The organism is Streptomyces sp. R33 (assembly GCF_041200175.1).
GTDB classification, from domain to species: domain Bacteria; phylum Actinomycetota; class Actinomycetes; order Streptomycetales; family Streptomycetaceae; genus Streptomyces; species Streptomyces katrae_B.
Genome location: NZ_CP165727.1, coordinates 8016511 through 8029308 on the forward strand (window position 1 = coordinate 8016511; position 12798 = coordinate 8029308).

Here is a 12798-nt window from a genome sequence, read left to right on the forward strand (position 1 = left end):
CAGCGGGCGTCATCAGACTCCGGGCGGAGTCGCCGCGCGCGCCGGGTGAGCCGTTCGCGTGGTGGCCAGCGGCACCTCCGCCCACACCTGCTTTCCGCCGCTGAGCGGTACCGAGCCCCACGACGCCGTCGTCGCCTCGACGATGAGGATTCCGCGGCCGCCCGTCGCCGACCAGTCCACGCTCGCCGGCCTGACCGGGCTGCGGGGCGAGCCGTCGTTCACGGCGATCCGCAGCCGGTCCGCGGACAGCGTCAGATCCAGCTGCACCTCTCCCTGCGTATGGGCGATCGCATTGGTGACCAGCTCGGAGACCACCAGCAGGGCGACGTCGAGTTCCGCCTCCACGCCCCACGAGCGCAGCGTGCGCGCGGCGAAACGGCGAGCGTGCTGGACGGCGTTGGGGAGCCGCCAGACGGTCCAGTTCGTCCGCATCGGGCGGGCGCGGGTGCCGTCGTAGCGCAGGAGCAGCAGCGCCACGTCGTCGTCGCGCCGGTTGACCCCCGCGAGCAGTTCGTCGGCCATCATCCCCGGGTCGGCCGGGTCCGCCATGGCCAACGCCTCGCACACCCGGCGCATGCCGTCCTCCAGACGGACGTTGGACGACTCGACCATGCCGTCCGTCAGCAGGGCGAGCACGGCCCCCGGGACCAGGCCGACCTCCGTCATGGGGAATGCGGTGTCCGTGACCACTCCCAGCGGCGGTCCTCCTTCCACCGTCATCTCCGCGGTGGTGCCGTCCGGGTTGCGCAGGATCGGCTGCGGGTGACCGGCGCGGACGAACCAGGCGATGCCCTCCTCCATGTCCAGGTCCACGTACAGACAGGTGGCGAACAGGTCCGTCTCCATGCCGACGAGCAGCCGGTTGGCCCGGGCGATGACCACATCGGGCGGGTGGCGCTCCACGGCGTAGGCCCTCACGGCCGTCCGCATCTGGCCCATGATGGTCGCAGCCCCGGCGCTGTGCCCCTGCACATCGCCGATGACGAGCGCCACGTGGCCGTCGCCGAGCGGGATCACGTCGTACCAGTCGCCGCCCACCTCGAGCCCCACGGTCGCGGGCAGATACCGGGCGACGGCCACCCCGCCGGGCAGCGACGGGAGTTTGCGCGGTAGCAGGCTGCGCTGGAGCATGGTGGCGAGTTCATGGCCGGCGTCCAGCGCGTGCGCGCGCGTGAGCGCCTGCCCCACCAGCCCCGCCGTGGCGGTGAGCAGGGACCGCTCCTCCGGTCCGAACCGGTGCTGACCGTCCCACCCCACGAGGCAGACCCCGACCATCCGGCCGTCCGCCGGCAGCGGCAGGACCGCGAGCCCGCCGGGCCCGATCCCCGCGAGAGCGGGTTCGAGGTCCGCACCCGGCGGCCACAGGCTCACGTGGCCCTCCCGCAGCACGCTCTGCAGCGTGGGCAGGTCGTGCATCGAGGCGTCCGGCCACTCGGACCGCCATTCCGAACGCCACATGTCCGGCCACGCCTGCGGATCCGGAGGATCGAGGACGGTGACCACGAGCCGGTCGGCCTCCAGTTCCGCGACCGCCACCCGGCTCGCGTCCAGCGGGCCGCGCAGGGAGTTGACGACCATTTGGCTGACGTCCCTGATGGTCGTCGCGCCGGCCAGCTGGGCGGACAGCCGCTGCACGATGGAGACTTCGTCGGCGCTGGGGCGCAGGTAGGAGGCGTCGGCCACCACGCCGAGGACCCGTACGGGGGTGCCGTCGTCGTCGGTGATCACCCGGCACCGCAGGCCCAGCCAGCGCAGTTCACCCCCCGGCCGGCGGATGCGGAACGCCAGCTGCTGCGGACCCGACGTCAGCCTGTCGGGTTCGACGATGGCCATCAGCGCAGGGACGTCGTCCGGTACGGCACTCTCGAGCAGCGTCTCCACCTTGCCGTCGAACCGGTCGGGCGGGATGCCGAGCATCTCCAGCACGCGCGCGTGCGCCTCCATGCGGCCGGTGCCGAGTTCCAGGATGAACGCGCCGCCCCGGAGCGGGACCAACGTGTGCCCCCGCAGGGGGCGCGGGGCCGGGCGCCCGGGCGCATGGGCGGCCGCCGATGCGAGTCCGGCGGCGACCTGGTCGGCGTACAGCTCCAGCAGGCTCCGGCGGTCGTTGCTGAACCCCTCGGGGACGTCACCGGCGACGATCAGACAGCCCAGCTCCTGGGCGCCGTGCCCGAGCGGCAGGGCGCCCAGTGAGAGCCTGGCCGGAGATGGCTTGACGGAGTCCTCCCGGACCCGGCCGGGGAAGTGGTGCGGGTCCTCCTCGACGTACGCTGCGAGTTCCTTCGGGTTCAGCCACAGTGGGCGGCCCGAGCGGTAGGCCTCGGCGGCCGGGGAGTGCCCGTCCACGGAGAGGACCGCCGGCAGGCCGTACAGCATGGAGGGCTTTCCGGTCAGCTCGGCCAGATGGAGTTCCTCGCGGCCGTCGGCGAGCACGTAGACAGCGGCCAGCTCAGCCCCGCAGAACGCAAAGCGCTGCCTCGTCACGGTCTGTAACGCCTTTCTGCGAGAGCAGCCGCGGTCGGCCGCCCTCCCTCCATGCTGTCGCGCCCTACACGCTCAGGGCGAGTCGGGAGCGGGCAGAGGGGGCATGACCGTTCTCAGCGGAACGCGGAGACACTGCGGGCGGCCCAGTCCGCGAAGGGGCGCGGGGCGCGGCCGAGGATCCGCTGCACGTCCGGGCTGACGCGCAGCTCGGCCGGGTTCGGGGAGCCGAGAATGTCCAGGGTGTCCTCGGCGAGTTCCACCGGCATGCTCTGGGCCATGGCTGCCTTGGCCTCGTCGCGGGTGAGCTCGTGAAACCGCACCGGCGAGCCCAGCGCGGCGGCGATGGCTTCCGCCTGCTGCCGAGGGGTGATCCTCTCCGGGCCGGTCAGCTCGTACACGCCGCCGGTGTGGCGGTGATCCAGCAAGCACGCCGCCGCGACCTCGGCGATGTCCGCCGGGTCGATGACCGGTACCCCGACGTCACCGAAGGGCGCGGCGACGACCCCCTGCGCGCGGACGGACTCGGCCCACCACAGGGCGTTGGAGGCGAAGCCGCCCGGCCGGAGGATGGCCCAGTCCAGGCCGGACTCCCGCAGTACGTCCTCCACCGCGCGCAGCGCGATCCGCGTCGGGCCGAAGGGCCTGGTGGCCACGCCCTGCGAGGAGAGCAGGACGACCCGGCGGACCCCGCCGGCCGCGGCTTGGCGGATGACATCGGCCGGGTCGGCTCCGGCGGCGTGCAAGCCGCCGGACAGCAGCAGAAACAGCGCCTTCGCCCCGGCCAGCGCGGGCTCGAGGCCGGCCGGCTCGGCCAGGTCTGCCGCCACGTGGCGGACGCCGTCCGGCATGGCCGCCGCGTGCCGCGACACCGCCGTCACCTGCCGTCCCGCCTCGGCCAGTGCCCGCGTCAACGGCCGCCCCACATTCCCGGTGGCCCCGGTCACCACGATCATGATCAGCTCCTCGCCCGTGTGCTCCGTATGTGCTCCGTGGTCTCGACGCTAGGAGAGGGGCTAACTTTTGGTAAGGACATACCTGTAGGTAAGCTCATCACATGGAGGAAGGCGCGCAGCTCACACGACCCGAGGCGGTACAGCGGTATGAGGTGTTTCACACCGACTGCCCCGCGCGCGACGTGGTCGACCACGTGACCAGCAGGTGGGGCATCTGGGTGTTGATCTCCTTGCGGAGCAACGACCTCAGGTTCTACGAGCTGCGCGAGAGCATCCGGGGCATCAGCGAGAAGATGCTCGCCCAGACCCTGCGCGCGCTGGTTCAGGACGGCCTGGTCTGGCGGGAGGTCGAACCGACGACACCGCCCCAGGTCACGTACGGACTGACCGAGTTCGGCCGGGACATCAGCGAACCGCTGACGGAGCTGTTCGACCGGATCACGCGGCGGCTGCCGCCCCGCAGCGCGGGATAGCGGGGCGGCAGCTGGCGGCGCCCGCGCGTCAGACGGTGCCCTGCCCTGCGCCGGGCCGCTTCTTCTGCCCGTCCACCACGGCCCGCTCCAACACCGCCGTGCGCTCGATCACCGTGCCCGCCTTGATCCCGTCGTTCTCCCTGATCTGCACGCCCCGGCTGCCGAGGTAGGCGTACGTCGAACGGTCGAAGACCCACTCGGTGCGCTCGCCCCGCTGCTCGTCGAGCCGGGCCAGTGCGATGCCGTCGCGCCCCGCCGCGTCCTGGGAGTGCTGGACGACGACCACGCCCGGGATCTTGGCGGCCGCCTGGTAGAGGGCGGCGGCGATGGGCGCCGGGGCGAGCTGCTCGTGCAGGATCGACCCGATCTCCTGAAACGCCTGCTGGTCGCGGTCCCCGCTCTCGCCGACCGCCGCGTAGGCCGCCTTCAGCAGGGCGTCCGGGTCGGCGTTCTGCGCCTTCAGCCAGTCGTACGAGAAGTTCGCCGTCTCGCCCGGTACGTCCTGGCCGTTCTTCGGCTTGGACTGCGGGGCGTCCTTGTCCAGGGTGATCCCGCCCTTGGGCTGCTGCCCGGGCTCGTCCAGCCAGCCCTTCGTGCCGTCCGGGGACTTCCAGACCTCCCGCGTGTGCAGCGGCTGCACCCAGGTCTTGGACTCGTTCTTGTCGACGTCGTGCGAAATGGCCAGGTACGAGACCTGGCTCTTGACGTACACGTACTGGCCGGGCCCCGGCTCCGGCAGCCGGCCCGTCGAAGCGGTGGCGGCGATCTGCCGCACGGTGGTGGCCACCTGCTCCGCACTGCCCGCCTCCACGGCGACCACCGGCGCCTCGACCCGCCCCGCCCGCCCGGGACCGGCGGAGCCCGCGCCCGTGTTGAAGACGACCACGGCGGCCAGCGCGGCGGCCGTGACCGGTACGCCGAACACCAGGGCCCGGCGTACCGGCCGACGGGAGAGGGGGCCGGGGGTGGTGTCCGCGGCGGAATTCCGGAACTCGTTCATGAGGTGCTCCTCAAGAAGGCGCTGACGGTCGAGCGGCAGTTCCGGGCTCCCCGGGGGCGGCAGCAGCCGGCCCAGCTCCGCGTGGTCCAGCGACTCGTCCCGCCGCCATGTCCTGCGGATCATCGGGTTTCCTCCTCGTGCGACTCTTGCGACCGGGCCGCAGGAGTGCGGCCGCCCTGTACTTGTCCGGAGCGGGGTACGGGTTCCCCGATTTTTCCCAGTTCCTCCTCCGCGAGCCTGCGCAGCCGCGTCCGGGCGCGGGAGAGCCGGGAACGGACCGTGCCGACGGGCACGCCGAGCGCGGCGGCGGCCTCCGCGTAGCCGAGCCCGGACCAGACGCAGAGCGTGAAGACCTCCCGCTCGCCGCGCCGCAGCTTGCGCAGCGCGCGCTGCGCGGCGGCCAGCTGGTCGGCGTCGGCGAGGCGGGCGACGAGCTCGTCGGCGAAGTCCGGCACCGTCTCCTTGGCGGGCAGCCGCCCGAGGGCACGCTGGTGCCGGCGGGCGGCCCGCGTGGTGTTGCGCAGGACGTTCACGGCGATGCCCATGAGCCAGGGGCGCGGGCTGTCACCCTCGTCGCGCAGCTTCGCGCGCAGCCGCCAGGCCTCCATGAAGGTCAGCGAGACGACGTCCTCGGCGAGGGCCCAGTCCCCTGTGACGCGTACGGCATGCCGGTGAACCAGCTGCGCGTGATCGCGGAAGATCTCCCGGAACGCTTCCGGTTCCCCGGAGCGTATCCGGGAGTGCAATGAGTAGTTCACGTCAGCAGTTGTCCGCCCGAGCCGGGAGGTTCCCGTGGCTCATGTCACATGGTGGTGGCACCCGGCCGGGGGCGAGGCGATGTCCACGGCGTGCCGGGAAGCCGGACCGTGACGAGGAGACCGCCGGCGGGGCGGGGGGCGAGGTCGAGGGTCCCGTCGTGGGCGCGGACGACGCTGTGCACGATGGCCAGGCCCAGGCCGACGCCGGCGTGTTCGTCGGTGCGTACGCGTTCCGTTCCGCGCTGGAAGGGTTCGGTGAGGGTCGGTACCAGTTCCGGCGGGAGCCGACTGCCCGTGTTCTCGACCCGCAGCACGCTCGTGTCGCCCTGCGCCTCGGTATGGACGGTCACGGTGCCGCCGGCGGGGAGGTTGTGGACGACGGCGTTCTGGACGAGGTTCGTCACCATCCGCAGCAGGAGCTCCGCGGAGCCGCTGGTCCGCGCCGCCCCACCGGTGACCTCGAGCGTGATCCGCCGCTGTTCGGCGAGGGGGAGCAGCGTTTCGGCGGCTTCTTCGGCGAGGAGGGAGAGGTCGACGCTCTCGCGGGTGAAGTTTCCGCTGTCGCCTCGGCTGAGCAGCAGGAGGGCCTCGGTGAGGTCGATCGCCCGCGTATTGACAGTGTGCAGGCGTTCGATGAGTTCGTCCCGGTTCCGCGTGGGGTCCTTGCGGGCGACGTCGAGGAGCGTACGCGAGATCGCCAGCGGGGTGCGCAGCTCGTGGGAGGCGTTGGCGGCGAACCTCTGCTGCTCGGCGACGTGGGACTCGAGTTGTCGGAGCATCGAGTCGAACGCGTCGGAGAGTTCCCGGAATTCGTCCTGGCGGCCCTTCATGCGGATCCGGTGGGACAGCGACCCGTTCTCCGCCCTCCGGGCCGCGTCCGTGATCTGTGTGAGGGGGGCGAGCATCCGGCCGGCGAGGATCCATCCTCCGACGAGGCCGAACACGAGCAGGAAGGCCATCGCCACGGCCGCGGCGGGGGCGAAGGTGTGCACGAGGAGGTAGCGGTTGGGCGAGATCCCGAGCAGGCCCTGGGAGTTGTCGGGTACGTAGCGCAGCAGGAACACCCACACCACGGTCAGCAGGAGAGCGCCGGCGACGGCGAGGAATCCGGCGTAGCTGAGGGTGAGTTTCAGGCGGGCGCTGAGCCCCGGGCGTCTATGCATGCGTACTGCCGGGGCCGAAGTCGTCCTTGCCGGGGGCGGTGGTGTCCGTACCGGTGTCGATCCGGTAGCCGACGCCGGGCACCGTGGCGATGATCCATGGTTCGCCGAGCCGTTTGCGCAGTGCGGAGACCGTGATGCGTACGGCGTTGGTGAGGGGGTCGGCGTTCTCGTCCCAGGCTCGTTCCAGCAGCTCTTCGGCGCTGACGACCCCGCCCTCGGCGGCGACGAGGACTTCCAGCACGGCGAACTGTTTGCGGGTGAGCGCGACGTAGCGTCCGTCGCGGAAGACCTCCCGGCGGAAGGGGTCGAGCCGCAGGCCCGCGATCTCGCGGACCGGGGGCCGGGCGTACGCGCGTCTGCGGTCCAGCGCCCTCAGCCGCAGGACGAGCTCCCGCAGCTCGAACGGTTTGGTGAGGTAGTCGTCGGCGCCGAGCCCGAACCCGGAAGCCTTGTCGTCGATCCGGTCGGCAGCAGTGAGCATGAGGATCGGGATGCCGCTGCCGGAGGCGACGATGCGCCGGGCGACCTCGTCGCCCGAGGGACCGGGGATGTCGCGGTCGAGGACCGCGAGGTCGTAGGAATGGACGCTGAGCAGTTCCAGGGCGGAGTCGCCGTCGCCGGCGATGTCGGCGGCGATCGCCTCGAGCCGCAGGCCGTCACGGACGGCTTCGGCCAGGTAGGGCTCGTCCTCCACGATCAGTACGCGCATGTCTGAAGCCTAAGCAGCGGAACATATCGCCGACGTATGCAGAGACATGTGCAAAAGCGTGTGCACACCGGATATTCGACTCAGTCTGCAGGCGCCGGGGCGGGGTGGGGCCGGTCCGCCGGCGCTTGCGCCGCAGTAGGCCACCAGCGGCGCGACGCCAGTGCGGCCAGTACGGCGCCGGCGGCGTTGACCAGGACGTCGTCCACGGAGGACACCCGGTCCAGCTGCAGTACGTACTGTGCGGTTTCGACCAGGACCGAGCAGCCCGCCCCGAGCGCCAGGATCCGCGGCAGGGACGCCAGCGCCGCGAGCCGCATCGGGGCGAAGAACCCCAGCGACGCGAAGACCAGCAGGTTGCCGACGATCCCGAGCGATCCCATCGTGACCAGGTCCCGCAGCGGCACCAGGCTCACCCGGGCGGGGGCGATGCCGGGGGCGGCGCCCGGCATCATGGTCAGCCACAGGAACGGCACCGTCCCGTGGACCATGCCCACCTCGGCCAGCGACATCCGCCACGCCCAGGTGACGCCGGCGGCCCGCCGCCGGCGCGCCAGCGCCCACACCACGAGCACGGACAACGGCAGCGCGACCAACGTCATGAGCACCACACCGTTGAACGTGTCGTAGCAGCCGTGCCACCGCCCGGCCATGCACCGCGGAGCGGACATCATGAGCGGCCCCCGCACGACGAACACGGCGCTCGCCATCCCGGTGATGGCCAGGCTGAGGAGCAGGATCCTGCGCGTACGGCGGGGCCGGGCCGCCGTGGCTGCGTTGTGGTTCATGCCCCCATCGGAGACGGAGGGCCGTTGCGGTGGTGTATCCGATTTCCGATACGCCGGCGATACCCGGCCCCGTGCCGTATTCCCGGACCGGGACCGCCGGGCGAACCCGTGAGCCATCCACGAGGATTCGTGAGGAATGCACCTGGGTGGCGGTGCCGAATTCCCGTAACTTATTTCTCGTACCTGACAGCCAAACGGGAGGAACTTCCATGATCTCGACCGTCAAGACCAACGTCATCTGCGCCGTCGTTCACAACCGCGCCGTGGTCCACAACCGCGCGGTGGTGCACAACCGTGCGGTCGTCCACAACCGTTCGGTCGCCAAGTGACGCTGACCCTCTGAGGTCGCTCGACCACGGTCCCGGGTTTCCCCCGGGACCGTGGCACTTTGCACCAGGAGTCAGTTTCTATGGGGGCTGATATGTCGGCGGACGACACCGCTTTGGAAATCGTGGACGTTGAGATATACGATCTCGAGCAGGATTTGTGCTTTCTCGCCACCTCGAACGGTGGTCAGTTCTACATATCCGCTCCCACCTCCGAGTTTCGTGCATGGTTGGCACGCTGCGACGGAACCAGGTCCCGCAGCGAACTGCTGGCGGGAATGGCCTCCGAATACGCCGAGGTGGTCGACGTCCTGCAGCACGACGGCTGCCTGCGTCCGGCCGGAGCCGCCCTCGACTCCGAGCGGGCGGCGCGAGTGGCGGGCACCACGGTCCTCATCACCGGCGCGCCGGAGCTCACCGCCCCCCTCGTCCACGCGTTGAGCACCACCGGCTACGCACACGTCGGGCCCGCCCCGGAAGACCTGTCCGTCGTCGACGTCCGCGACACCGTGCTCGTCGCCGCCTTCTCCCACCCCGCCCACCGCGAACTGAGCCGCATCGACGAGCTGTGTGCCCGGTCCGGCCTGCGCTGGCTGCCACTGCGCCATGAACGCGGCCGGGCCGTCCTCGGACCTGCCATCACCCCCGGTACCACGGCGGACTTCGCGGACGTACTGGACCGCAGGCTCAGCGCGGCACACGACCCGCGGGTCGTGGAGGCCATGCGGACCGCGCCGCAGCCGGACGGCCACCGGCTCCGCGACGGCGACGTCCGCTGGACATCCGCACAGCTCGGCACCTACCTGGAGCGCTGGGTCACGGGCGAGGCCACCGTCGACGAGATCGAGCTCGATCCGCGCCGGCTCGACCGGATCGAGCGCACCATCCTGCCGGTTCCGACCCGGCCGCGGCCGGTGGTGCGCGGCAACCCCGAGGCGGACCTGCTCGTCGACGACCAGGTCGGTGTGGTGACCGGTGTCCAGGAGCTGGCCCCCTTGCCGGGCATGCCGGCGCAGCTGCGGGTGTGCGCGGTGGACGTCGCCGACATGCGGCGCGTCGCGGACTGGCCCAACGACCGGCAGGCGTTCGGCACGTCCTGGTCCGATTTCGACGCCGCCCGCCGCAGCGCCGTCGGCGAGGCGGTCGAACGCTACTGCGGCAGCCGACTGCCCGAGGAGCGGCTCCGGTACGGCAGCCACGCCCGCCTGCGCAGGGCCGGCGTGCCCGTGCTCGACCCGCGCCGGCTGCACCTGTACTCGCAACGGCAGTACCGCAGCGACGGCTTCCCCTTCGCGCCCCTGACCGTGGACGCGGAGTGCGCCTGGGTCGAGGGCCGCTCGTGGACGACCGGCGAGCCGGTGTGGGTGCCCGCCTTCCTGGTCGCCCACGGAGAGCACGACCCGGTTGCCTACTCCGATCCGCTGGTGGCCGGCGTGGCCTGCGGCGTCAGCGAGGAGCACGCCGTCACCTCGGGGCTCGAAGAGGTGATCGAGCGGGACACCACCATGCTGTGGTGGGCCAACGCCGCCCGCCTTCCCCGGCTGCCGATTCCCGACCGGATCCGCGAGCTGGTCGCCGACAGCCTGGACGCCTACGACATCAGCCTGATCCATCTGGACAACGAGTTCGACGTCCCGGTGCTCGCCGCGGTCGTACGCGACCGGGCCGCCGGATGGCTGGGCATCGGCTTCGCCACCCGGCCCGACCCGCAGGAGGCGGCGGAGAAGGCGCTCGCCGAGGGGTTCACCCTGCACCACACCTGCCGCTTCCTCGACGACGACAAGATGCTGGCGGACGGCCGGGCGGACCTGCCGCACCTGGGCAACCTCAAGCCGTACCGCGCCGACCGGCGCTATCTCGATTCCTACCGGCCGGACTTCAGCGACGTCCGGGACCTGCTGTGCCAGCAGCAGGTCCACCTCGATCCGCGGGCGGCGGAGCGGGTCGCACCCTGGGTACGGGACCTCCCCACCCGCCCCTGGGACGGACTGCCCGCGCTCAGGCAGCGGAGCCTCGAGGCGTACCGCGAACGGGTCGAGGCCCGCGGCTTCGAGGTGATCAGCGTCGACCTGACGACCTGTGACGCCGAAGCGGCCGGGTTCAGTGCCGCCCACACGATCGTGCCCGGCCTCGTGTCGAACTTCCCCGCCGGCATGCCCATGTGGGGCGACGGCAGGATCGGCCGCGCGGGCGTCCGGCTCGGCTGGCGGTCGCAACCACTGTCCGAGGACGAGTTCAACGTCTTCCCCCTGCCCCACGCGTGAGTGAGGGATACCCATGGCTGTCATCGACACCCTCGGCCTGCCGAACACCAAGGGCCGCAGGCCCCTGATCGTCGCCCAGGTCGTCGACGCCCTGGGCACAGGGCTCTTCCTCCCGTTCGCCGTCGTGTACTTCCACGCGGCCAAGGGCATCCCCCTTACCACGGTCGGTCTGATGCTGTCCGCCGGCGCGCTGCTCTCGCTGCCCGCGGGACCGCTGGGGGGTCGGCTCATCGACCGGCTCGGGCCGCGGCGCGTGCTGGTCTCGAGCAACCTGCTCCGTGTACTGACCTTCACCGCCTACGTGTTCATCGACACACCCTTGCAGCTGGTCGGGCTGGTCATGGTCACCATGTGGGGCGACAGCCTGTTCCGGCCCGCTGTCTCCGCGCTGGTGGCGCAGGTGGCCGACGACGGGCACCGGGCGCGCTGGTACGCGATGGACCGGTCCCTCCGCAACGCCGGGATCGGCGTCGGCGGACTGGTGGGCAGCACGCTCGTCGGCTGGGGCGGCACCTCGGGCTACACGGCCGTGGTCGTGCTGAATGCCGTGTCGTTCCTCGCCGCGGCCGGGCTGGTCGCGACCTGGCGTCCGTCCGCCGTGCCGCCACCCGCCGGCGCCGACCCGGTCCCGGCCGGGAAGGCTGCCGGGGAGCCGCGCGGCGGGTACCGGGAGGTACTCGCCGACCGGCCGTTCCTCGGCGTCCTGGCCACCGTCTGGGTGTTCGCGCTCTGCGACCTCGCGCTGACCGTGCTGCTGAGCGCCTACGTGATCGAGGGGCGCGGCTTGCCGGCGTGGCAGCCGGGGATGCTGTTCGCGATCAACACCGTCATGGTGGTGCTGGCCCAGACCGCACTGGCCAAGGCGGTCGAGCGGCACCGGCGGCCCAGAGTGCTCCAGGTGGCGGCCGTCCTGTGGATGGTGTCCTTCGTCCTGATCGCGTTGGTTCCCCGCGAGCACGTCGGACTGGCCTTCGGCGGCCTCGTACTGGGCATGGTCGTCTTCACGGTCGCGGAGCTGCTCCAGGCCCCGACGAGCAGCGCACTGATCGTGGGGATGGCTGCAGGGCACCTCCGCGGCCGGTACCTGGGCTTGGAGGAGCTGATGTGGAGCCTGGCCAAGGTGCTGGCGCCGACCGTGTTCACCTGGCTGCTGGCGCGGGGCGCGGGCCTGCCGTGGTTCGCGCTCTGCCTCTGTTGCCTCGCGGCGGTGGTGGTGCTGCAGCGGCTCCGGCGCGTGCTGCCCGCACGCGTCCAGCGGGAGACCGTCCGTGGCTGAGCGTGCGGCCGAGGTCCGTCGCCCGGAGGAGTTCCGCGACGTCTACCACCGGGTCTACCGCCAGCCGCCCTACCACGAGGACGAGGCGGCCGCCGACGGCTTCGCCCGAGAGCTGGCCGGCCACGCGGCACTGCCCGGTTTCTCCGTGACCACCGTCATGGAGGGCGGTGTGCTCGGGGGTTTCGCCTACGGCGTGCACCGCGAGGAGGGATGGTGGCATCCGCGCGCCGCCGCGCCCGCCCCGTCGTGGCTGCGCCGGCCGCTGTTCTACGTCTACGAGCTCGCGGTCGTAGGGGAGTTGCGCGGCCGCGGGCACGGGCGCGAGCTGCTGGACCTGCTACTGGCCGACCGCGCCGAGCCGTTCGCCGTGCTCGCCGCGTCGAGCAGGGCGTCGGCGCGCGAGATGTACCGGCGGTGGGGCTGGACGAAGGTCGGCGAACTCACGGGGCCACCGCACGGCGTGGACCTCCTCGCACTCCCTCTGACGCCGTTGCCGTGACCGGGGCGCCCCTCACCGTGTCCCGGTGAGGTGGCCGTTGACCAGCCGATGTCCCGGCGTCCAAGCCGGCGCCCCCGACCCGCAGGAGCGCGACGCGCTCCCCCGACC

11 protein-coding genes are annotated in these 12798 nt (G+C 71.9%); 4 read left to right on the plus strand and 7 right to left on the minus strand.

Annotated elements, in window-relative coordinates; translation table 11 throughout:
* Positions 1 to 12 precede the first annotated feature (12 nt).
* Together AB5J51_RS36775 and AB5J51_RS36780 are read right to left on the minus strand one after the other, a co-directional pair.
* Positions 13 to 2484, minus strand: a complete 2472-nt coding sequence (locus AB5J51_RS36775) for a SpoIIE family protein phosphatase (RefSeq protein ID WP_078987432.1) — start codon at positions 2482 to 2484, stop codon at positions 13 to 15.
* A gap of 113 nt (positions 2485 to 2597) precedes the next feature.
* Positions 2598 to 3437 carry an SDR family oxidoreductase gene (locus AB5J51_RS36780; protein WP_136223615.1) on the minus strand — a complete coding sequence of 280 codons (840 nt, stop codon included), beginning with the start codon at positions 3435 to 3437 and terminating at the stop codon, positions 2598 to 2600.
* A gap of 101 nt (positions 3438 to 3538) precedes the next feature.
* Here AB5J51_RS36780 and AB5J51_RS36785 point away from each other — a divergent pair, with 101 nt between their 5' ends.
* Entirely contained in the window at positions 3539 to 3910 is a 372-nt protein-coding gene (locus AB5J51_RS36785; RefSeq protein WP_053787337.1) for a helix-turn-helix domain-containing protein, read from the plus strand.
* Between the two features lie 28 nt (positions 3911 to 3938).
* Here AB5J51_RS36785 and AB5J51_RS36790 read toward each other — a convergent pair whose 3' ends face one another.
* The 5 genes from AB5J51_RS36790 to AB5J51_RS36810 form a co-directional block, all read right to left on the minus strand.
* Positions 3939 to 5033, minus strand: coding sequence for a CU044_5270 family protein (locus AB5J51_RS36790; protein WP_369779713.1), 1095 nt, complete (start codon positions 5031 to 5033; stop codon positions 3939 to 3941).
* Positions 5030 to 5668: an RNA polymerase sigma factor gene (locus AB5J51_RS36795; protein ID WP_053787335.1), complete on the minus strand. Its 639-nt coding sequence runs from the start codon at positions 5666 to 5668 to the stop codon at positions 5030 to 5032. The genes AB5J51_RS36790 and AB5J51_RS36795 overlap by 4 nt, the downstream gene beginning before the upstream one ends.
* A 44-nt stretch (positions 5669 to 5712) precedes the next feature.
* Complete coding sequence (locus tag AB5J51_RS36800) at positions 5713 to 6831, minus strand: sensor histidine kinase (RefSeq protein WP_369779714.1); 1119 nt, start codon at positions 6829 to 6831, stop codon at positions 5713 to 5715.
* A complete protein-coding gene (locus AB5J51_RS36805) occupies positions 6824 to 7540 on the minus strand; it encodes a response regulator transcription factor (RefSeq protein WP_133899202.1) in 717 nt (238 codons plus the stop codon). Before AB5J51_RS36805 ends, AB5J51_RS36800 begins: the two co-directional genes overlap by 8 nt.
* 80 nt (positions 7541 to 7620) lie before the next feature.
* The gene (locus AB5J51_RS36810; protein ID WP_369779715.1) at positions 7621 to 8325 is read right to left on the minus strand and encodes a VanZ family protein; all 705 of its coding nucleotides are present in this window, start codon (positions 8323 to 8325) and stop codon (positions 7621 to 7623) included.
* A 604-nt stretch (positions 8326 to 8929) separates the two neighbouring features.
* Between AB5J51_RS36810 and AB5J51_RS36815 the strand changes: the two genes are divergently transcribed.
* The 3 genes from AB5J51_RS36815 to AB5J51_RS36825 are packed head-to-tail and all read left to right on the plus strand — an operon-like array spanning position 8930 to position 12690.
* Positions 8930 to 10915, plus strand: coding sequence for a YcaO-like family protein (locus AB5J51_RS36815; protein ID WP_369779716.1), 1986 nt, complete (start codon positions 8930 to 8932; stop codon positions 10913 to 10915).
* A gap of 13 nt (positions 10916 to 10928) precedes the next feature.
* A complete protein-coding gene (locus AB5J51_RS36820; protein WP_369779717.1) occupies positions 10929 to 12191 on the plus strand; it encodes an MDR family MFS transporter in 1263 nt (420 codons plus the stop codon).
* Positions 12184 to 12690, plus strand: coding sequence for a GNAT family N-acetyltransferase (locus tag AB5J51_RS36825; RefSeq protein WP_369779718.1), 507 nt, complete (start codon positions 12184 to 12186; stop codon positions 12688 to 12690). The genes AB5J51_RS36820 and AB5J51_RS36825 overlap by 8 nt, the downstream gene beginning before the upstream one ends.
* Positions 12691 to 12798: the final 108 nt, after the last annotated feature.

Coding starts and splice junctions, on each gene's coding strand:
- AB5J51_RS36780 (WP_136223615.1), bottom strand. CDS start 3,437: ATGATCGTGGTGACCGGGGCCACCGGGAATGTGGGGCGGCCGTTGACG.
- AB5J51_RS36785 (WP_053787337.1), top strand. CDS start 3,539: ATGGAGGAAGGCGCGCAGCTCACACGACCCGAGGCGGTACAGCGGTAT.
- AB5J51_RS36790 (WP_369779713.1), bottom strand. CDS start 5,033: ATGATCCGCAGGACATGGCGGCGGGACGAGTCGCTGGACCACGCGGAG.
- AB5J51_RS36800 (WP_369779714.1), bottom strand. CDS start 6,831: ATGCATAGACGCCCGGGGCTCAGCGCCCGCCTGAAACTCACCCTCAGC.
- AB5J51_RS36805 (WP_133899202.1), bottom strand. CDS start 7,540: ATGCGCGTACTGATCGTGGAGGACGAGCCCTACCTGGCCGAAGCCGTC.
- AB5J51_RS36810 (WP_369779715.1), bottom strand. CDS start 8,325: ATGAACCACAACGCAGCCACGGCGGCCCGGCCCCGCCGTACGCGCAGG.
- AB5J51_RS36815 (WP_369779716.1), top strand. CDS start 8,930: ATGGCCTCCGAATACGCCGAGGTGGTCGACGTCCTGCAGCACGACGGC.
- AB5J51_RS36820 (WP_369779717.1), top strand. CDS start 10,929: ATGGCTGTCATCGACACCCTCGGCCTGCCGAACACCAAGGGCCGCAGG.